We start from the raw sequence: 19,952 nt of genomic DNA, 5'->3' as shown, positions 1-19,952 counted from the left end.
ACCTGGTCGTACGGGATATACGTCGCCAGGCCCTGCTCCGCCGACACCTTCGTCAACGCCGCCGTCGTCGTCGTCTTCCCGTGGTCGACGTGCCCGATCGTACCCACGTTCACGTGCGGCTTCGTCCGCTCGAATTTCGCTTTTGCCATAATGATTCTCCCTGATTCTTCGTAGGGACGGGCACCGGGCCCATCCACTGTGACCAACCACCCCACGTCCCAGAGCTTGCGACCGGGATCGAACCGGTGACCTCATCCTTACCAAGGATGTGCTCTACCGACTGAGCTACGCAAGCAACCGCCTAACGACATTCCCGACGAAGCGGGCGACGGGACTCGAACCCGCGACCCTCAGCTTGGAAGGCTGATGCTCTACCAACTGAGCTACACCCGCATTCCCCTCGGTCCTACCAGCCTGCCTGCCCACAGTGGTGGGGGTAGGATTCGAACCTACGTAGAGCGTTAGCTCGGCAGATTTACAGTCTGCTGCCATTAGCCACTCGGCCACCCCACCGTGCCTAACGAACGCAAATCACCCGAAACGGAACCCCGCTCGACCGAAAGCGGGGTTTCGTGTCAGCCCTAATTGTGTTCTGCGCGCTCCCAAGCTGACGAAGGGACTTGAACCCCTAACCTGCTGATTACAAATCAGCTGCTCTACCAGTTGAGCTACGCCAGCGGAACTGGTCCGCAGAATTCGACAGACCCTTATTCTACCGCAACTTAGCCCATGCGTCAACGGGGCCCCTGGCAGCAAACCGGGAGCCCCGCCGATCGATCTCGGGCACCTTCGACAATCTTCGGGGTTTGTTCAGCCCGACGCCACGGGATCAAGCCAGATCAACGAGTTCCGCGCTCCCGTCCCGCCGGTCCCGAATCTCGAACTTACCGTCGGCCAAGAGCCGCCGAACCCGGTCGGCCTCCGGGAAGTCCCGACTTCGCTTGGCCGCTGAACGCCGACTGGCCCAACGCGACGCCCACGCCAGCCGTGCCGCCGCACCCTCCGGCGCGGTGTCCGATAGCGAAACGCCGGCCCCATCCACCGCCGTAGCTGAGATTTCCGCCCGGCCCTGGACCCGATGGGCAACTCCCAACACCCGATTGGCCATGTCGAACGCGGCCTTCCCCGCGGTGGACGGGACTCGCCCTTCGTCGAGCAGGCGGTTCGCCTCCCGGAGGAACTCGAAGACCGCCCCGACTGCCCGAGGGGCATTGAGGTCGTCGTCGAGGGCCGTCCGGAAGTCCGCTTCCAGCTGGGAGGCTGGACCGGCCCATGCCGGGTCGCCCGCCCCTTTCGCCACCCCGGCCCGCTCGAGCCGGTCGGCGAATTCGCCAAGCCGCCGGGCCCCCTCACGGGCCGCGGCGAGCCCGTCGTCGGTGAGGTCGAGTTGCTGCCGGTAGTGGGTCTGAAACATCATGAGCCGGATGGCCGCTGCCTCCACCCCATCGGTTCGAAGATCCCGCGGCGTCGTGATGTTGCCGAACCGCTTCGACATCTTCGACCCGCGAATGTTCAGAAACTCACCATGGAGCCAGAACCGGGCAAAGAGGCTTTCACCCGTGAAGGCACAGCTTTGGGCGATCTCGTCCTCATGGTGGGGGAAGATCAGGTCGACTCCCCCGGTATGGATGTCGAGGACCCGGGACCCGTACCGCTCCCCGATCAGGTTGAGGGCCATCGCGGAGCACTCCAGGTGCCACCCAGGACGCCCCCGGCCGAACGGGGCATCCCAGGCGGCGCCGGCCTGTTCGTCCTCGGGGCGGGCGGCCTTCCAGATCACGAAATCCTGGGCGTTCTCCTTGGAGTACTCGTCCGCCGTCACCCGGCCGCCGGCCCCGGCCTTGAGCTCGCGTTTGTCGAGTTGCGACAACTGACCGTAGGCGGAAAACCGGTCGATGCCGAAATAGACCGACCCGTCATCGCCCCGGTAGGCCGTCCCATTCGCCAAGAGGCCGCCAACCAGGTCGACCATGGCGGGAATGAAATCGGTTGCCCGGGGGTAGACATGGGCCGGAACGACGCCGAGATAATCCCGGTCTTCGAAGAACGCGTCGGCATAGGGGCCGGTGAGCTCCCGGATCGAAATCCCCTGAGCGGCGGCCGCCTTGATGATCTTGTCATCGACATCAGTAAAGTTCATGATGTGGAAGACGTCGTACCCGCTGGCCTCGAGCCACCGACGCAGCAGATCAACGAACAGGAACGTCCGGAAATTGCCGATGTGGGCGTAGTTGTACACGGTCGGTCCGCAGGAATACAGGGTGACCCGCGGCGGCGCGATCGGTTCGAAGGGTTCGACCCGTCGGGTCAAGGTGTTGTAGAGGGACAGCGACACGGCGGCTCCTGCCTTGGGCAAGCCGGTAAGTTAGGCAGGGGCCGCCGTCTGGGAATAGCCCAACCGGCCAGAGCCCCGGAACGCTTGGGCCTCTGATGCAATCGGGACCAAGCAGCTCCGAGTCTTCCTTGGATCCGTGATGCCGGACATGGACGGTCCGCCGGGGGGCCGGGATCTCGAGGCCCTCCGCGTCGAACCGGTTTTCGAACAGAACAAAGAACCCGGCGATGAAATCCTTGACCAAGCTCGGGTCAATGCCGGTCCACCGGCTATTTCCGAGCCGGCTTGTGGCTCAGGCTCCAGACGTAGGCGGCCACGGCTCGCACCTGCTCATCGGTAATGCCAGAACCGCCCCGGGGCGGCATGATTTGGCCCAGCTTGCTCTGTTCGGACGACACGCCAGCCAGGACCCGAGCCACGATCTCGCCAAAGGATCCGGTCCCATCAAGCCAGATATTGTCGGTCAGATCGGGCCCGATCGATCCCTTGGCGTCGGCGCCATGACACGCCAAACAGAGGCCCTCGCCAAGGTACAGGGTCTTGCCCGCCGCAATCGCGGCCGGCGTCACGGCGGCCGACACCGAGTCAGCGGCGGCCTGGGCCGACCCGCGCCCCACGGAAACACCGCTGCCAAGGAAGACCAAAGCAGCGGAGCGAATTCCTGCCCTCATCGAGCGATCTCCCGTCAATGTCGATCCTGGCCCTGCCCGCCCGCCAAAGTAATCACCCCGCCGCAACGGCGGGGCGATACACCGAGACTGGCTTTCCGGCACCCCGGACCACCTTGTCGGCCACACTCCCGAGCAACAGGCGACGGAATCGCCGCTGGTGGCCTTGATCGCGGGATCGGAACAACCCCCCGGGTAATCCGGCGGACCATCGCCGTTTCGGTGGGCTACAACATCATCGGGGCCGGCCTGGCGGTCACGGGGGTCATCAATCCGTTGATTGCCGCCATCATGATGCCGGTCAGCTCGGTCACCGTCATCCTGATGGCGTGGCGGAGCGAGACGTTCAGGACCGAGCCATGACGATCCTGTTTATTCTGGTGCCGGTGGCCCTGGGTGTAGTGCTGATCGGCGTGGGTGCGTTCATGTGGGCCACCCGGAAGGGCCAGCTCGACGATCTCGGAACACCGGCACTGCGGGTGCTTCGAGACGACGCTGAAGGCCCCGATCGAACCCGTTAGGTAACCGGCCGGCGGCGGTCGAGATAGTTTTCCCGCTCCCGCACGATGGCGTTCAGCAGCGGCGTCGAGTCGAACCGGACCGGATCCGTGCACGGCAATCCGGTCTCAGCCGCCGCCGCCTGGCAGGCCGCCCGCGCGTCCTCGTCACTCAAGTCATAGGTGTTCAGGCAGATTCCGATCACCTTCGTGGGGTGAACCGCTGAGCCCACCATCTCGTACAAGTCGACGTAGCGCGACAACGGCGGGATCTTGAGCCACGGCGCGGTCCGGTACTCACCGAGGTGCTCTCGGCTGGCCTGGTGGCAGAGAATCAAGGCATCGGGACACGACCCATGGAGCAGCCCAAGGGTCACCCCGGAATAGCCCGGGTGGTTGATGCTGCCCTGCCCCTCGACCAAGACGATGTCGGCATCCTGGGCGCCCCGCAACACCAATTCCTCCGCCGCCCCGGCGATGAAGTCGGCCACGACGGCGTCGACCGCGGTGCCCCAGCCTTCGATGAAGATCCCGGTCTGGCCGGTGGCCACGAAGTTGGTCCGGAGCCCCCGGGCCTTGAGGCCCGAGATCAACTGGAGTTGCGCGGTCATCTTCCCGACGTTGCAGTCGGTCCCGACCGTGAGCACGACAAACGGGTCGACCAAGCGGGCTTGGCCGGCGGCAATGGGAAGGTTCTTCGGCGCCTTCCGCGCATCCGAGATGGTCCGGCCGTGCTTGGCGGCCAGCGCCGACAACTCTGGATCATCGGAAATGAAGGTGTGGAGGCCGCTGATGATATCGCAGCCGGCCGCCAGCGCCTTGGCCAGCCAACCACGCCACTCATCGGGCAGCCGACCACCGGCTGGGGCAATGCCGATCATGACGGCCGTTGGCTTCAGGGCCAAGCCGGCTTCGATCGAACCCACCACCGGGATCGCGCCGCCGAACCCAAGGACGTCCTGGACGGTCTTCCCGGCGGCCACCCGGTCGAGCACGGCCACGACCCGATTGGGGTGATACCGCACAACCGAGTTGGCGGTTTTCGACTCGAGCGGATGAAAGTTTCCGTCGGCCAGGATCAGAAAACGAGGATCGGCCATAAGGCGTGACACCCTGGTTTGGATTGGAGGGGGCTGGGATTCGTATACAAAATTGTCTTCGAGAGACCTCATGGTCAAGGACCACCTGTGGCAACGGCCCGCGAACCCGTCGTGAGCCGTTTTCAGGACGCCAGCCGGCCTACTTCACGTCGTCGTCGATTACCTCGGCATCATGGACCGGCGTTTCGCCCTTGCCGAGTTGTTTGGTCTCGTCCGAGCCCTTGCCGAGCATGCCCATCTTGGACTTGAGATCAAGCAATTGCTGGTCGGCCGATCCCTTGTACTCAAGTTGTTTGAACTGGGCCGCCAAGTCGTCGCTTTCGAACTCCTGCTGGAGTTCGGCCGACGCCAGGGCTTTCCGTTCGATCGCTTCGATCTTCTCGGCCATCCGGTCGAAGGACTCGAACGCGCTCTTGTCCGACATCCCAGACATGGTCTCTTGGATCCGCTGCTGGGCTTCGGCGCGCTTGGCCCGGGCCACCAGAATATTCTTCTTCCGCTTCGCTTCTTCGATCTTGTCGTTGAGCTGGCGGAGTTGGACCTTGAGGTTCTCGGTCTCGGTTTTGTGCTTGACCCAGGTCTCATGGAGCTGTTGGGCCCCCTGCAACGCTTCGTTGTAGCGAAACAGCGCCTGTTTGGCCAAATCGTCGCGCCCTTCCTGGACGGCGAGCATGGCCCGTCGCTCCCAGTCTTCCGATTGCTTCTTCAACGCCTCGGCGTCGGCCTGGAGCTTCTTCTCATCCGCGATGGCCCCGGCCGCTTCTTGCTTGGCCTTGGCCAGGTTCGACTTCATGTCGAGAATCAACTGATTCAGCATCTTCTCGGGGTTTTCCGCCCGGGAGATGAGTTCGTTGATGTTCGACTTCAGCATGGTCGAGAAGCGTTCGAACATTCCCATTGCGTCTTACCTTTCCCGGTACGGCGCCAAGGCGCTCAGGTGCGAGGATAGCGCCAACGTCAGCGAATCGAAACTGGCTTCAAACTCAGAAAAATCGAGATTCTCCAGTTCGAGCGCATCGGTCAGAACGATATGGTTGCCTTCGATCCCGTATGATCCATGGATCAGATCCCGGGTATTGAACTCCAACAGCTTTCGGAAGAGCCCGCCCTGCCTATCGGGACTGGCCGGGGGCTCCATGACGCGGACCCGAAGAATGGCCACCGGCGGCGAGAACGTCACCACCACTTCGGCCCCATTCTGGCTCTTGATGACCCAGAGCCCGGGCTCGACCTCCCGGGAATCGGCGGACCCGCCTTCGAGCCGGTCGATGAACGACTGCAAATCCTCTTTCGTGACCATCCGATCCTCCTTCTGATCCCCTAGGGCCACCCCAATGTAGCCGCGGGCACTTCCCCCGGCTCCGTGCCCCACCTGCCCCTACAGCCGCTCGGAATCGCTTTCCCGCCGTTGCGCCAGCATCCGTTCTGAGAAATCGGTTCGTTCCTCAAGTTCCGTGAGCCGGCTCCGGAGGTCGTCGAGTTCGTTCAGCACCTGTTCCGGCGGAAGCTCGCTCCCGGTGCCGCCTCGAATCCGTTCCGCGATCGCTTGCCCAAGCGGACCCCGGAGCACCACGACGGCTCCGATCGCTCCGATGATGGTCACCGGAATGGCGTACTCCTCTCCGAGCTTCAACGCCAGAATCGCGTGCACGAACAGCGCACCCAGACTGGTACCGAGCAACGCCACCAACGGAATCGTGCGGCGGTCGGCGGTCATCGCGGGGTATTCTCCGAGGGGGCTTCCAGCTGGCCGCCCTTCAGTAGAAGCCGCTCGGCGAAGTCGAGGCCTGTTACCGGCTGAGGGCGCGAGTTTATATGGTCCATATGCGATTGATCCTGCTTACGTCGCAATGTTGCAGGATGTTTCATTCCGTGCAACGTCATTCCAATTCCACGCGCGCAATCCGGGGCAAGGCAAGCGCGATTTCGGTATCGTCATCACCGACGGGGTGGAGATAGACCTCCAAGGCCGTGGGGTGCTCGTCAAGGGAGGTGGGGATGCCCAGGACGGTCTGGCCATCGGTCGTGGTGATCCGGACCGCTCGTTCGGAGCCCAGGGCAAAGCGGAGGAATTCAACGATGGTTTGGTACTCCATCAGGTACCTTGGCCCAATCGGCGGGGCCTTCCGGTGGCCGGACCGAACACCGCCTGCGAACGGAGGTGCCGGCCCAGTTGACCCAGCATTTGATTGAGCTCGTCAGTGGCTTTGCGGAGACGGTACCGGTAGAGCCATCGGTACCAGCCCAGCGATGCCACGCCGACGGCGATCGCTCCACCGAATCCCCCCCCTAGCGCACCCATCACCGAGGCGATCCCCTTACTGATCTTCCAGTTGCCCCACATTCCGGACCGGAGATCGCCGTAGCATCGGACCTCGGTCCCGCCACTCGTCACCGGACGAACGGTGACGTTGAGCCCCCGAAGCTCGATCCCGGTCATCCGGTACGAGAACATCGAGAGGCCCTCGCCGCCCACCGAACCCATGACCAGCTGTGGCACGTCGAACAGGCCTTGGGGGGTACCGGGCACCATGGTGACGGCGCTGATCGTTCGGGCCTCGGTGCCCAGCATCTAGGTCCATCGCCGTTCGTCGCCGGACGAGGCCTGGGCCGCGACCACCGACCTTTGATCCAGGCGGTCGAGCCGGACGTCACGGGCGAGGTAGACGATGCCCATGCCGCCACGGCCAAGCTCGCGCTCAATCTGGTACTGGCCGGCGAGCAACGCCGCAATATCGGTCTCTGCGCCGGTCATCGTGGTTAGCCTCCTGGCGCCACCAACCGCCGGAGAAACCGGCCGGTGTGACTGGCGTCGATGCCCGCCACGCGCTCCGGGGTTCCGGCCGCGACCACCATGCCGCCCTTCGTGCCGCCTTCCGGCCCGAGGTCGACGATCCAGTCGGCCGTCTTGATGACGTCGAGATTGTGTTCGATCACCAACACGCTGTTGCCCTTGTCGACCAAGCGATGGAGCACCTCCAACAGGACCCGCACGTCCTCGAAGTGGAGGCCGGTTGTGGGTTCATCGAGAATATAGAGGGTCCGGCCGGTATCCCGCTTCGACAGTTCGGTGGCGAGCTTGACCCGTTGGGCTTCGCCGCCCGAGAGGGTCGTGGCCGCCTGCCCGAGGTGGAGGTAGCCGAGCCCGACATCATTCAAGAGTTCGAGTTTTTCCCGGATCCGGCCATGAGCGGAGAAGAACTCGAGCGCGTCGGACACCGTCAACTCCAACACCTCGGCAATACTCCGTCCCTTGTAGCGGACCTCCAGGGTTTCCCGGTTGTATCGTTTGCCCCGGCAAACCTCACACGGGACATAGACATCGGGCAGGAAGTGCATCTCGATCTTGACGAGGCCATCGCCTTCGCAGGACTCACATCGCCCGCCTTTGACGTTGAACGAGAACCGGCCCGGCCCGTAGCCGCGCATTTTGGCCTCGGGCAACTGGGCGAATAGATCCCGGATCGGCGTGAACAGACCGGCGTAGGTGGCCGGGTTGGACCGGGGGGTCCGCCCGATTGGGCTCTGGTCGACGTCGATGACTTTGTCGAGTTGGTCGAGTCCCTCGATCGTCTTGTGGGCGCCGGGAACGAACTTGGCCCGAAAGAAGTGCCGGGCCAAGGCGTGATACAGGATGTCGGTGATCAAACTCGATTTACCGGACCCCGACACTCCCGTCACGGCCACCAACACACCTAACGGAAACTCCACCGTCAGATTCTTGAGGTTATTCGCCTTCGCGCCGACGACCCGGAGCATCCGCTTGGGGTCCACGGCGCGGCGGCGGGCCGGCAGCGGAATCCGGAGTTCGCCGCGGAGATACCGTCCGGTGAGGGAGTCAGGGTGACCGACGACGGCCTCGACGAGACCCTCGACGATCACTTCCCCGCCGAAGCGGCCGGCCCGAGGTCCGAGATCGACGACATAGTCAGCCGCCCGGATCGTGTCCTCGTCGTGTTCCACGACCAATACCGTGTTGCCGAGGTCCCGAAGTTCCTTCAACGTCTTGAGGAGCCGATCGTTGTCCCGTTGGTGGAGCCCAATGCTCGGTTCGTCGAGGATATAGAGCACCCCGACCAATCGCGATCCGATCTGGGTGGCCAGCCGAATCCGCTGCGCCTCGCCACCCGACAGCGATCCCGACCCCCGGCCTAACGTGAGATATTCGAGGCCGACGTCGCGAAGGAACGTCAGCCGGTCGTGGACTTCCTTGAGGATCGGCCCGCCGATGTCGGGGTCGATGCTGCCGGCTTTGCCGCGGCCGACCGGAATCCCCTCGAAGAACCCGATGGCCCCATCCACCGACAGGTCGACCACCTCGCCGATACTTTTCCCCGCCACCAAGACCGCGAGGCTCTCGGGTTTGAGCCGGCGGCCGGAGCAGGTCCGGCAGGGCATCTCGACCATGAACTCGCCGAGCTGGACCCGGACGGCGTCGCTTTGGGTTTCGTAGAACCGCCGCTCGACGTTCTTGAGAATGCCTTCCCAGCTCGTTTCGTAGTCGCCTTTGAGCTTCGGCCCGTCGAGCTGGAACTTGAACGTCTTCCCGGGCGCGCCGCGGAGCAGCACGTCCTGGGCCGATTGGCTGAGCGACCGCCAGGGCGCGTCGAGATCGAACTTGTACAACTTGGCCAAGGTCGGCAGGATCACCTTGCGCAAATACCCGCTCGGCTCGCCCCACGGAAGGATCACGCCCTCGAGCACCGACAGACCCGGGTCGCCGAGGACCAACTCCGGCACCGATTCGCGCCGGGTGCCGAGGCCGTGGCAGTCGGGACACACGCCGAACGGCGAGTTGAAGGAGAATTGCCGGGGCTCGAGTTCGGGCATCGACAGGCCGCAGACCGGACAGGAAAACCGCTCGGAAAACACCACCGACTGGGCCCCACCCCCGTGGCGGACCACCTCGACCACGCCGTCGGCCACCTTGAGCGCCGTCTCGATGGAATCGTTGATGCGGGATCGATCGGCGGGGCGAACTACAAGCCGGTCGACCACGACGGAGACATCATGATTCTGCCGCCGGTTGAGTTTGGGTACGCCGGTGAGGTCGTAGGTCTCGCCGTCGACCCGGACCCGGACAAACCCCCGCTTGGCGAGGTCCTCGAACAAGTCCCGGAACTCCCCCTTGCGGCCCCGAACGACCGGACCGAGGATTTCAATCCGGGTGCCTTCCGGCCAGCCGGCCACGGCTTCCGCGATCTGCGACGCACTCGACCGGGCCACCGGCGACCCGTCGGCCGGGCAATGCGGCGTCCCGGCCCGGGCCCAGAGGAGCCGCATATAATCGTAGATCTCGGTCACGGTCCCCACCGTCGAGCGGGGGTTGTTGCCGGTGGACTTCTGCTCGATCGAGATCGCCGGCGAGAGACCCTCAATGGCGTCGACATCCGGCTTTTCCATCAGCCCCAGGAACTGCCGGGCGTAGGCCGAGAGCGATTCAACGTACCGCCGCTGGCCCTCAGCGTAGATGGTGTCGAACGCCAGCGAGGATTTGCCGGAGCCCGACAGACCGGTAATGACGGTCAGTTGATTGCGAGGAATCGTGACGTTGATGTTCTTGAGATTGTGCTCGCGGGCACCGCGGACGCGAAGGTATTCCTGAGCCATAGCCCCTGAAGATATCCTGAAAACTGAATTCTTCAACGGATGGGGGTCACCGGGTTTCGGCGGACTCCGCCGGTCCGGGATGCCTTCACGGAATGACTCCGCGCCCATTGACCGGGCTGTGCCTTGCAAGCCACCGAAAGGGCGATGCGTTCCTGCACGCAGCGAAGCGAACCGGGGCCCGGGTTCTGTTGCTGACATCGACGAGCCTGGAGACGTCGGATTGGCCCCGCGAGGCGATCGACGAGTTGTACTTCATTCCCGTTATCGAGAAGAAGTGGGACATGGCCGAGGTCATCAAGGGCGTCAGTTGGCTGGCCCGGACGACGAAGATCGACCGGGTCGTTGCCCTCGACGATTGTGATGTCGAGAAGGCGGCCATGATCCGGGAGCACCTCCGGGTCGCCGGCATGGGCGACACCACGGCCTGGTACTTCCGCGACAAGCTCGCGATGCGGGCCAAGGCGAAGGAGGGAGGCCTCCTGATTCCCGCGTTCGCGCCGGTGCTCCACTACGACGACATTCGGGAGTTCTTGGCGGCGGTTCCCGGCCCGTACGTCCTCAAGCCCCGCTCGATGGCGGCCGCCATCGGGATTCGCAAGATCGCCGCCGGAGCACCGACGAGCGGGCCTTGCTCAGCTTCAATCAGGTCTTGCTCAAGGCATTGGGCCTGAAACAGGGGGTGTCGCACACTGAATTCATCAAGAGCCGACGCAGCGGCGAGTGCTATTTTCTGGAGACCTCGGCCCGGGTCGGGGGCGCCCACATCGTTGATCTCGTGGACGCCGCGAGCGGGCTCAACCTCTGGGCTGAGGGAGCCCGCCTGGAGTGCCGGCGGGACGACGACCCGTATGTCGTGACGGCACCGAAACGCCGGTACGCGGGCCTCCTGGTGTCGCTGGCCAAGCAGGAGGAGCCGGACCTTGCGAGTTACGATGCGCCCGAGGTGACCTGGCGGTTGGCCAAGAAGCACCATGTCGGGTTGGTGGTCGCCTCGCCCAAGCTCGAACGAGTCGATGCCCTGGTGGCCGAATACAGGGATGGATTTTACCGGGATTTCTTTGCGACCGCCCCGCCGAGGATGACGGCAACCGAGTGAGGGATCTATCCTTCCTCCATGCGCCGACTCACCAACTCCCGCGATAACCTGCCGGACGACCAAGCCCTTCTCGGTTCCGACCCCCTGACCCAGGAGGGCGACCTCCTGACACCCTCCCTCGATGCCATCGGATCGCTCCGCCCGTTCGGTCGGGATGTCCCCGAGCAACGGCTCGGCACCATCCTGACCCCTGATGCCGCGGCCGGGGCGAGCGCCCTCCGTCGGTCGGCCACCCTGGCGGGCGCGGGGCGCCGGTTGGATGCGATCGCCTTGCTCCGGCAGGTCATCGAGGAAGGGCCGGACGCGGTTGAGGCGCGGGTGGCGCTCGCCGAGCTCCACGGGTCGGCCAGCGATTGGGAGGCGGCCCTCGCCGAGCTGACGCTGGCCCTGGACGGGGGCGCGACCGCGGCCCCCACCCTGGTCCTCCGTGGCGCATTCCATGCACAAGCCGGTCAGACCCGGGAGGCCGAGCGGGACTTCCGCGAGGCCGTGAAGCAAGACCCATCTTATTGGCTTGCTTATCGTTACCTCGGCTCGACCCGACTCAGGAATGGCGCCAGCCGAGAGGCGATCGAAGTGCTTCGGGAAGCCCATTCCCTGGCACCTCAAGATGCCGAATCGGCCCTGCTCCTCGGCGAGGCGCTGCTGGCCCACGGCGAGCTCGTCGAGGGCCACCGGGTCTTGTTGCTGGCGATCGAGTTAGGACCGCGCGACCCTCGGGGCTTCCTGGTACTGGGGCGATTGCTGGACCGATTAGGACGAACCGACGAGGCGATGGCAATGCACCGCAAGGCACGCGAGGTCACTCCGGCGTGAAGACAGGGACCCTGAATCGGCGAACCGCCGCGCAGTTCATCCTGCTCGGTTGGGCCGTTGCGCTCGCCTGGTTGGCCCAACGGGAATTCGGGAAGGACGAGGCCGCAACGATTTCCGAGGCCACGATCCGGCTGAGCCCCGAGGCTCATTTCTTTACCGTCAACGCGGCCGATCGTCAAATCGGGTACGCCAGCGTGACCATCGACACGATGGCAGCCGGGTTCAAGCTGTCTGAGGTGATGGCGCTCGATGTGCCCGAAGCGGATTCGATTCGCCGGGTAACCCGACGGACTGAACTGGTGTTGTCGCGAAGCCTCCGGCTCCGGTCCTTAGGGCCTCTCCGTTCATGATGTTCTTGAGCGTGGTGACGATCGCCTCTTTTACGATGGTAGCCGGATCACTCGCCTTGTCGCTCGGAGTGCTCTTTCCCCAATTCGAGACCGAAAACGCCGCCAAGGGGTTCACGGGGGAACTGTGGTGGGCGATGGCCAAGGTATTCCTGCTTTGCGCCGCCGCCACCTTGATCCCGCTCCGTCAAAGCCTCAAGCGTCTCGAGGCCATCGAAGTGTAGGCGCTCGCGTTTTTCCTCCTCATCCTCGCGGTTTCTTGGTTGACGGGGACGACGGTCTTTCTCCTACTGTGGATGCCCTGGTCTCGGATACGCCGGGACCAACCATGACGAGGAGAAAACATGAAACATCATTATTGGCGGAGAGGTGCTTGGCTCGGACTGCTGTTGACCGCATGTTCGTCGCCGGATGACACTGGACCCGTCGGGCCCCATCCCGAACCCGGCAGCCGTTCAAGCCAAAGCCCGGCCGGAGCGGCGGGCCAGAGTGATCCCGATCGAACCCGCCATGACCGGCTCGCCCGGCGAGTGGCCCGGGCCCTCCGGGACCCCAGATTTCGGCAGGCGGTCTTCGACGAGATCGGCCGCTCGGGGTTCGCGGAGAAGAAGGTCCACCTTCAGGGTTTCATGGCCAAGGCCGGCGGCACCGAACGGCGCCGGTTGGCCCACCTCAGCGGGGATTCCGAGGGCGCCATCCAGACCGACCTCGACCAGGGGGCCGCGATCGAGATGTACTTCCCGCTCCCGAGTCACCGCCGGCAGTGGACCGGGGGGCCGAACCTGCTCGTGGCCACCGCCGAGCGCGATGGCGAGTCGCCGGTTGCCTATGACCTGTTGGGCCGGCGAAGCCAGTTGAGTCCGGCCAGTCCGCCGGCCACGCCGGTGCTGATGGTCGGGCGGGCCGAGACCCGTTTCGACCGGGGCCCGGCATCGGTGGACGACTGCCCCGATTGCATCTTCCCTCCCCCGCCGGGCGGCATCACCCTCGCGCCGACGGCGCCCGGGGTCTACCTGACCGCCGCCAAGTTCACCGGCACCTTCGAGAGCTGGTTCAAGGGCAGTCCTGAATTCGAGGTCCACGTCCTGGGACAAGCCGGGTCGACCAACGGGCTCACGACCTACCAGTGCGCCGGCGAGCAGGCGGGTGGGCCGTACCAATTCGACCAGAATGCCACCAACTGGACCGGCAACGTGATGCTGTTCAGCCCAACCCAGTTCGATCAATACAAGGTCCAGCACCCGGGACGAAATCTTCGGCTCTTCGTAGTCGAGGACGACGACACGGCATGCGAGATCAGGATCGACTCGACTCGAACCACCAACTTGTTCGACGCGGTCAAACTCGTCTACAGCGACCTGACCGGGGCCCAGGACTCGACGACCGGCTTCGGGACCCGGATCATCCGCAAAGCGCCGATCTATCTCCGGGTCATCCGGGCCGTCACCTCATGGTTCAAGACCAACGACGATCCGGTCGGGAATGCCGTCGAAGATCAAGTGGCCGCGAGTGCGTTTCTGCCGGGGGCGAATTGGTTGATCAAGGGGGAGCGTTCGATTACAAACGGGGCGGTGCGACTGGAGTATCGGTAGCGGCAAAGGCGAGGTGGAGCGGGCCGGCCCGCTCCACCTCAGTTTGGCTTACGACTGCTGTTTCATTTGTTTTGACATCTTTGACAGCTCGGACTCATACTTGGAGCCGCACTTGGCCAGCACCTCCGTGGCGTGAAAGACTCCGTCACGTCCGAGTTTGCCAGCCATGATGACTTCGATTTCGTTCTCGTCGGTGAAGGTGTCGGGCACAAGGCCCTGATACGTCACCGGAAACTGTCCGGTGCTGTCGGACACCACGAAGTTGATCCGCTGGGCCGGAGCGTCCCGCTGAATCGAGCCGCGGACCACCTTGGCACCCACCTTGAGACCCACGTCGTGAAACGTCGGGTCGGTCTCGGTCCGAGCGAGCAACTCGGAGGGGCTCAAGAAGTACACCCCGGTTTGGCTGACACCCGTGTAGATCAACAGCCCGATTGCCGCCACGATGACGGTCGCGCCGACCGCGAACTTGGTTCCAGGTTTCATGGGTTAAAGGTAGCCAAGACATTGGCCGGCGAGGAGGGCGCCGGTCATGGGAGGTCGGGATAGGCCCGGGCCAGGGGAAAGCTGCTGCCCGCCATCTCGCGGACCGCCCACGCGGCCAGCCGTTCCCGCGTCTCGGCGGGGACGTCCTTGTGCCGCTCGGCCGTGCCCCGAACAAACAGCTCGGCGTCGGCCTGAAGAATATGGGGCGGCTGCATCTCGAAGAGATCTTGGTGCGCTTGCATGTATTGGAAGCCGCACTTCTCCACCACGAGCCCGAGTTCCGGCTCCGACAACGGGGCAACCCCGAGGAAGGCGGTGACCTGCTTGACCACCGAGGGAAGATCCTTCTTCATGTCTTCGAACAGGACCACGAGCACGTTCGGGTTCCGGGCCGCCCGATCCCACCAGCCCTTCACGTGGTTGGACCAGGTGCCCCACCACATCAGATCCGGATCGGTGAACCAGGCTTCGAACACCGCCAGCGGCGGCGCCATGGCCCCCACGTTGGTCCGGATGAAATCAACGCAACTCGCAAAGCACGATACCGGGTGACGGGCCACGTAGATGTACCGGGCCGCGGGCTCCGCGGGGCAGAGATCGGCGGGCAGATGGGTCTTGATGATCCGGGTAGGCCGTTCCCGACCCAGGCGGGGCGCGACCTCGATCGGAACGGCTTTGCGCCCTTCGAGCCAGGGGCATTGGGAATAGAGCGTCGTCCCGGTGGCAACCAGATCACCAAGGCCCCGGTTCACCACCTCGTAGACCACGTACTGCATCCAGGTCGTGCCGCACTTCATCTGGGTAACGACGAAGACGTCTTCAGGCAGCGGCGTGAACGCCGCGGCCGCCGCGAAGGTCTCGGCGCTGCAGCTGCCCATTGGGCCCGAGACGCCGCGATACTGGAGCCGGGATTTCCGAAAGTCGAGCCGGATGAAGCGAATGCTGAGGCGGAGGATCGGGGCGAGGAGCCGGGCATGGGTCCGAAGGGTCCGTTTGAACCGATCCCGTTCGGTGGAATGGAGCCCATAGTAGCCGAGCCCGACGGTCTGATCGTCTTCCCAACGGAGTACGATGGAGAGGTAGATCAATTGCAGCACCACCACGGCGGTCACCGATCCGACTACCAGCCCGATCCAGTCCAAAGGCCCCATCGCGCGTGTCCCGAGGAAACGAGTAGTCGAAATGATAGCCTGAACCCTGGTGATCCCACTACTTTTCCGGGATGACATACTCGACCCTGCTGTTCGAAATTCGCGACGGCCTGGCGGTGATCACGGTCAACCGCCCTGACAAGCTCAACGCGCTGAATGCCCAGGTCATCTCGGACCTCGGGGACGCCGTCGATCAAGTCCGGCAGCTGCCGGAGATCCGGGCCGCGATCATCACGGGGGCCGGCCCGAAGGCGTTCGTGGCTGGGGCCGACATCGCCGAGTTCCAGAATCTCCGGGGCCTCTCGGCCCGCCGGCTCTCCGCCAAGGGGTCGGGTATTTTTCGGAGTATCGAGAAAAGTCCCAAGCCCTACATCGCGGCCGTCAATGGCTTTGCCCTCGGCGGGGGCTGCGAGTTGGCCATGGCCTGTCACATCCGACTCGCCTCGGAATCCGCCCGCTTCGGCCAACCCGAGGTGAAGCTCGGGATTCCGCCGGGGTACGGCGGCACCATCCGGCTGGCCCGTCTGATCGGGAAGGGTCGGGGCCTCGAATTGCTGACAACCGGCGGGATGATCGACGCCAAAGAGGCCCACCGAATCGGGCTCGTCAACCATGTCTACCCCGCGGACCAACTCATGGCGGAGGCCGAAAAGCTGGCTCGGGCCATCCTGGCCAATGCCCCGCTCGCGGTGACGGCCTGTATTGAGTTGGTCAATCTGTCGGAGACGATGCCGATGGACGAGGCGTTGGCCTTCGAGACGACGATGTTCGGGGTCTTGTTCGACTCCGCCGATGCAGCGGAAGGAACCCGGGCTTTCCTCGAAAAACGGAGCCCCAAGTTCGAGGGGAAATAGGGTGGAATCCAAGCCCCCACCCGCCTAAATTTCTCCCCTTATGCGGGCGGTCCGAATCGAGGCCAGCGGCTTCAGGAACTTGGCGCGCCTCGATCTCGCGCTGCCCCCGGGGGGAGCGGTCTTCCTGGGCGACAACGGCCACGGCAAGACCAATCTACTGGAACTGATCTACTATCCGGTTCTCTACCGCAGCGTTCGGGGTGCGCGCGACGCCGCGCTGGTTCAATTCGGGGAACCGGGGTTCCACCTAGCCCTGGATTTTGAACGCGGCGACCGAACCACCCGGGCCGAGGCGGGCTTCGAGGTGGTGGGCCGGCGGAAACGGGTGGTGACCGACGGGGTCGAGGCCGAGCGGGTCGGCCAATCCCTGGGCGATTGGTTGGCGGTCGCGTTTCTGCCGACAGACGTGAGCTTGGTTTCGGGCGGGGCCTCCGAGCGGCGGCAGTTCCTCGACCGAACCCTGGCCCTGGCGGACCCCGGGTACCTCCGGGCCCTCCGCCAGTATCGAGCGGCGCTGGAGCAGCGAAATGCGGCCCTTCGCCGGGCCGAACCCGAGATTGCCGCGGCATTTGATCCCGCGGTGGCTCGATTCGGGGCCGGCGTGGTGACGGCCCGGTTGGCGTGGTGCGAGCGGTTCGGCCCGGCGTGGAGCGCCGCCTGTGCCGCGCTCGGCGAGGACATGCCGGTCACGCTTCGATACCGCGGGAAGGCCGAGTTGGCCTCGCCGGATGCTTGGCCCGCGGCCTTCGCGGCCAACCGGAAACGGGACTTGGCCCTCGGGGCCACGCACGCCGGGCCGCACCGCGACGATTTGACGCTCGATCTCGGCGGGACGCCACTCCGGGTCGCGGGATCGACGGGGCAGCAGCGAACGGCGGCGATTGCGCTCAAGCTCTGCGAGCGCGACACGTTCGAGGCAGCGCACGGCGATCCGCCGGCCTTGCTCCTCGACGATGTGTTCGCGGAGCTCGACCGGGACCGGCAGGAGCGATTGGCCGGCCGGCTTCGGCTGGGATCGGTGGTTCAGGTTTTCGTGACCGCCCCCCGGCAGGACGAGTTGCCCGACGGCCTGGATCTCCCGATCTACCGAGTCGAGCGGGGCATGATCGGTACCCGGATGGAGTGGCAACCGGCATGACGAACAAGAAACGCCCCGAACCGTTGAGCAGCGCCCTCGATGCGTATCTCGGGAAAAAGGGCCTGACCAAACGGCTGGACTTGGCCGGGGCGGTCGAACGGTGGGCGGAAGTGGTCGGCGAGCGGGTCGCGGCCAATGCCCGCGCCGAGGCCGTCACCGCCGACGGCCTGCTGTGGGTTCGGGTCCGCTCGTCGCCCTGGGCCGCCGAACTGAGTTTGATGGCCCCGCGGATCCTGGCCCGGCTGAACCAAGACCGTGACGGCAAGATTCGCGATCTTCGCTGCATCGTGGGAATGAACGAATAACCGACGGATTTTCATGGCCAATGCGGACAAGCCGACTAACGGCAACGGGGACTACGGCGCGGACTCGATCCAGGTGCTCAAGGGACTGGAAGCGGTTCGCAAGCGCCCCGGGATGTACATCGGGTCGACCAGCGAAAACGGCCTCCACCACCTGGTATACGAGGTGGTCGACAACTCGATCGACGAGGCACTGGCCGGCCATTGCGACGAGATCTCGGTCACCATTCACGCCAACAACGGAATTACGGTCGCCGACAACGGGCGCGGGATTCCCGTCGACATCCATCCGACCGAGAAGATTCCGGGGGTCGAGTTGGCGCTCACGGTACTCCACGCCGGCGGCAAGTTCGACAAATCGAACTACAAGGTGTCCGGCGGCCTCCATGGCGTCGGGGTGTCGGTCGTCAATGCCTTGTCGGAGCAACTCGAGGTCTTCGTCGATCGCGACGGCAAGCGCTATCACATGGCCTTCGTTCGGGGCCAGACGACCAAGAAGCTGAATGTCGTCGGGAAAGCCAAGGGCACCGGCACGACCGTGACCTTCAAGCCCGACCCTGAGATTTTCACCGTGCTGGAGTACAATCACAACACCCTGGCCGACCGGCTCCGACAATTGGCGTTTCTCAATAAGGGCGTCAAGATCACCCTCCGGGACGAGCGCAAGGAGCCGGCCCAGGACGAGACGTTCTTCGCCAAGGGCGGCCTGATCCAGTTCGTCGAGTGGCTCAACCGCAACAAGAAGCCGGTCCACCCGAAAGTGGTGTCATTCAGCGCCACGTTGAACGATGTCGACGTCGACTTGGCCCTGCAGTACGAGGACGGCTATAACGAGAACACGTTCACGTTTGTGAACAACATCAACACCCACGAAGGCGGAACCCACCTTACCGGATTTCGGGCCGCGCTGACCCGGACGATCAACGACTACGCGAAAAGGGGCGGCCACCTCAAGAAAGAGGATTTTGGCCTCTCGGGCGAGGATATTCGCGAAGGCCTGACCTGCGTCCTGCACGTGAAGGTGCGAGAGCCCCAGTTCGAGGGTCAAACCAAGACCAAACTCGGGAACTCGGAAGTCGAAGGCGTGGTCAAGTCGGCCGTCAATGAACACCTCGGCAACTACCTCGAGGAGTACCCGTCGGTAGCGAGGGCCATCATCGAAAAGGCGGTCAGCGCCGCGCGGGCCCGCGAGGCCGCCCGGAAAGCCCGCGACTTGGTCCGGAAAAAGTCCGGCCTCGAGAATGCGGTCCTACCCGGCAAATTGGCCGATTGCTCCCTGGACGATCCGGCGCTCTGTGAGATTTATCTGGTGGAGGGCGATTCAGCCGGCGGCAGCGCCAAGCAGGGGCGCGATCGCTCGCACCAGGCCATCCTGCCGCTCCGCGGCAAGATCTTGAATGTGGAGCGGGCCCGAATCGACCGAATTCTCGGCAACGAGGAGATTCGGGCGATGATCACCGCCATCGGCTGCGGCGTGAAGGATGATTTCAAACTCGAAGACGCCCGGTACCATAAGATCATCCTGATGACCGACGCCGATATCGACGGCGCTCACATCCGGACGCTGTTGCTGACGTTCTTCTTCCGCCAAATGCCGGAGTTGATCGATGCCGGCTACATCTACATCGCCCAGCCACCGCTGTACCGGGTGGCCCGGGGCAAGGAAGAGTTTTACGCCTATACTGAGGTGGAGCGGGACGAGTACATCAAACGGTTGGCCGGCCCCGAGGGCAAAGCCAACGTCAACGTCCAGCGCTACAAGGGCCTCGGCGAGATGAACCCGGGGCAACTCTGGAACACCACCATGGATCCCGAGAAGCGGACCATCCTCCGGGTCACCCTCGAGGATGTGGTGGAAGCCTCCCGCCTGTTCGAGGAACTGATGGGCGACGAGGTGGAACCCCGGCGGCAGTTCATCGAGCAGAACGCGAGATACGTCAGCAACCTGGACGTCTGATGA

Annotated in this window: 23 protein-coding genes, 4 tRNA genes and 1 pseudogene; 10 read left to right on the top strand and 18 right to left on the bottom strand. The window is 64.3% G+C overall.

From position 1 onward, the window contains the following. The 8 genes from tuf to EXR94_12995 all read right to left on the bottom strand — a co-directional run. Positions 1-149, bottom strand: a 149-nt coding sequence (gene tuf / locus EXR94_13030) for an elongation factor Tu (protein MSR03640.1), incomplete at its 3' end; no start/stop codon positions are given. Positions 150-222: 73 nt separating this feature from the next. Further along, positions 223-295 (bottom strand) — tRNA-Thr (locus EXR94_13025). A gap of 25 nt (positions 296-320) precedes the next feature. Continuing rightward, positions 321-393, bottom strand: a tRNA-Gly gene (locus EXR94_13020). A gap of 35 nt (positions 394-428) precedes the next feature. After that, a tRNA-Tyr gene (locus tag EXR94_13015) sits at positions 429-513 on the bottom strand. Between the two features lie 92 nt (positions 514-605). Next, positions 606-678 (bottom strand) — tRNA-Thr (locus EXR94_13010). A 151-nt stretch (positions 679-829) separates the two neighbouring features. Next, the gene (locus EXR94_13005) at positions 830-2,356 is read right to left on the bottom strand and encodes a cysteine--tRNA ligase (protein ID MSR03639.1); all 1,527 of its coding nucleotides are present in this window, start codon (positions 2,354-2,356) and stop codon (positions 830-832) included. 248 nt (positions 2,357-2,604) lie between these two features. Continuing rightward, positions 2,605-3,006 (bottom strand): cytochrome c, encoded by a 402-nt coding sequence (locus tag EXR94_13000; protein MSR03638.1) that lies wholly within the window; start codon positions 3,004-3,006, stop codon positions 2,605-2,607. 52 nt (positions 3,007-3,058) lie between these two features. Continuing rightward, on the bottom strand, positions 3,059-3,190 hold the full coding sequence (locus tag EXR94_12995; GenBank protein ID MSR03637.1) for a universal stress protein: 132 nt from the start codon (positions 3,188-3,190) through the stop codon (positions 3,059-3,061). 172 nt (positions 3,191-3,362) lie between these two features. On the opposite strand from EXR94_12995, the gene ccoS reads away from it, so the two are divergent. Then, positions 3,363-3,524, top strand: coding sequence for a cbb3-type cytochrome oxidase assembly protein CcoS (ccoS, locus tag EXR94_12990; protein ID MSR03636.1), 162 nt, complete (start codon positions 3,363-3,365; stop codon positions 3,522-3,524). Here the strand turns inward: ccoS and EXR94_12985 are convergent. From EXR94_12985 to uvrA, 8 genes are all read right to left on the bottom strand, one after another. Next, positions 3,521-4,600, bottom strand: a complete 1,080-nt coding sequence (locus EXR94_12985) for a DUF1611 domain-containing protein (GenBank protein ID MSR03635.1) — start codon at positions 4,598-4,600, stop codon at positions 3,521-3,523. The two genes, ccoS and EXR94_12985, sit on opposite strands and share 4 nt — an antisense overlap. Before the next feature lie 139 nt (positions 4,601-4,739). Then, a complete protein-coding gene (locus EXR94_12980; GenBank protein ID MSR03634.1) occupies positions 4,740-5,498 on the bottom strand; it encodes a PspA/IM30 family protein in 759 nt (252 codons plus the stop codon). A 6-nt stretch (positions 5,499-5,504) separates the two neighbouring features. Further along, the gene (locus EXR94_12975; GenBank protein MSR03633.1) at positions 5,505-5,900 is read right to left on the bottom strand and encodes a hypothetical protein; all 396 of its coding nucleotides are present in this window, start codon (positions 5,898-5,900) and stop codon (positions 5,505-5,507) included. Between the two features lie 78 nt (positions 5,901-5,978). Continuing rightward, entirely contained in the window at positions 5,979-6,317 is a 339-nt protein-coding gene (locus EXR94_12970) for a hypothetical protein (GenBank protein MSR03632.1), read from the bottom strand. Positions 6,318-6,480: 163 nt separating this feature from the next. After that, positions 6,481-6,696: a hypothetical protein gene (locus EXR94_12965; GenBank protein ID MSR03631.1), complete on the bottom strand. Its 216-nt coding sequence runs from the start codon at positions 6,694-6,696 to the stop codon at positions 6,481-6,483. Then, positions 6,696-7,172: a hypothetical protein gene (locus EXR94_12960; protein MSR03630.1), complete on the bottom strand. Its 477-nt coding sequence runs from the start codon at positions 7,170-7,172 to the stop codon at positions 6,696-6,698. Before EXR94_12960 ends, EXR94_12965 begins: the two co-directional genes overlap by 1 nt. Continuing rightward, entirely contained in the window at positions 7,173-7,355 is a 183-nt protein-coding gene (locus EXR94_12955) for a hypothetical protein (GenBank protein MSR03629.1), read from the bottom strand. A gap of 5 nt (positions 7,356-7,360) precedes the next feature. Then, positions 7,361-10,210: an excinuclease ABC subunit UvrA gene (gene uvrA / locus EXR94_12950; protein ID MSR03628.1), complete on the bottom strand. Its 2,850-nt coding sequence runs from the start codon at positions 10,208-10,210 to the stop codon at positions 7,361-7,363. 107 nt (positions 10,211-10,317) lie between these two features. Here uvrA and EXR94_12945 point away from each other — a divergent pair. The 5 genes and pseudogenes from EXR94_12945 (at position 10,318) to EXR94_12925 (ending at position 14,061) form a co-directional block, all read left to right on the top strand. Then, positions 10,318-11,306 (top strand): annotated as a pseudogene (locus tag EXR94_12945) (hypothetical protein). Between the two features lie 18 nt (positions 11,307-11,324). Then, positions 11,325-12,122, top strand: coding sequence for a tetratricopeptide repeat protein (locus EXR94_12940; GenBank protein ID MSR03627.1), 798 nt, complete (start codon positions 11,325-11,327; stop codon positions 12,120-12,122). After that, the gene (locus tag EXR94_12935; GenBank protein ID MSR03626.1) at positions 12,119-12,472 is read left to right on the top strand and encodes a hypothetical protein; all 354 of its coding nucleotides are present in this window, start codon (positions 12,119-12,121) and stop codon (positions 12,470-12,472) included. Before EXR94_12940 ends, EXR94_12935 begins: the two co-directional genes overlap by 4 nt. Beyond that, on the top strand, positions 12,469-12,693 hold the full coding sequence (locus tag EXR94_12930; protein MSR03625.1) for a hypothetical protein: 225 nt from the start codon (positions 12,469-12,471) through the stop codon (positions 12,691-12,693). The genes EXR94_12935 and EXR94_12930 overlap by 4 nt, the downstream gene beginning before the upstream one ends. 120 nt (positions 12,694-12,813) lie before the next feature. Then, a complete protein-coding gene (locus EXR94_12925) occupies positions 12,814-14,061 on the top strand; it encodes a hypothetical protein (protein MSR03624.1) in 1,248 nt (415 codons plus the stop codon). A gap of 48 nt (positions 14,062-14,109) precedes the next feature. Here EXR94_12925 and EXR94_12920 read toward each other — a convergent pair whose 3' ends face one another. Further along, complete coding sequence (locus tag EXR94_12920) at positions 14,110-14,547, bottom strand: cytochrome c maturation protein CcmE (GenBank protein ID MSR03623.1); 438 nt, start codon at positions 14,545-14,547, stop codon at positions 14,110-14,112. 44 nt (positions 14,548-14,591) lie between these two features. Then, the gene (locus EXR94_12915; GenBank protein MSR03622.1) at positions 14,592-15,776 is read right to left on the bottom strand and encodes a sulfotransferase domain-containing protein; all 1,185 of its coding nucleotides are present in this window, start codon (positions 15,774-15,776) and stop codon (positions 14,592-14,594) included. On the opposite strand from EXR94_12915, the gene EXR94_12910 reads away from it, so the two are divergent. Genes EXR94_12910 through gyrB form a run of 4 tightly spaced genes read left to right on the top strand, consistent with a single transcriptional unit; the run spans position 15,770 to position 19,949 of the window. Continuing rightward, complete coding sequence (locus EXR94_12910; GenBank protein MSR03621.1) at positions 15,770-16,552, top strand: hypothetical protein; 783 nt, start codon at positions 15,770-15,772, stop codon at positions 16,550-16,552. The genes EXR94_12915 and EXR94_12910 overlap by 7 nt on opposite strands. Positions 16,553-16,592: 40 nt before the next feature. Next, entirely contained in the window at positions 16,593-17,690 is a 1,098-nt protein-coding gene (recF, locus tag EXR94_12905) for a DNA replication and repair protein RecF (GenBank protein MSR03620.1), read from the top strand. Then, a complete protein-coding gene (locus tag EXR94_12900) occupies positions 17,687-17,995 on the top strand; it encodes a DUF721 domain-containing protein (GenBank protein MSR03619.1) in 309 nt (102 codons plus the stop codon). Before recF ends, EXR94_12900 begins: the two co-directional genes overlap by 4 nt. 13 nt (positions 17,996-18,008) lie before the next feature. Further along, positions 18,009-19,949, top strand: coding sequence for a DNA topoisomerase (ATP-hydrolyzing) subunit B (gyrB, locus tag EXR94_12895; protein MSR03618.1), 1,941 nt, complete (start codon positions 18,009-18,011; stop codon positions 19,947-19,949). The last annotated feature ends 3 nt before the right edge of the window (positions 19,950-19,952 follow it).

This window comes from Gemmatimonadota bacterium (assembly GCA_009692115.1).
Lineage (GTDB): Bacteria > Gemmatimonadota > Gemmatimonadetes > Gemmatimonadales > GWC2-71-9 > SHZU01.
The sequence above is the reverse complement of the archived record's forward strand: the minus strand, read 5'-3'. Positions and strand labels throughout refer to the sequence as shown.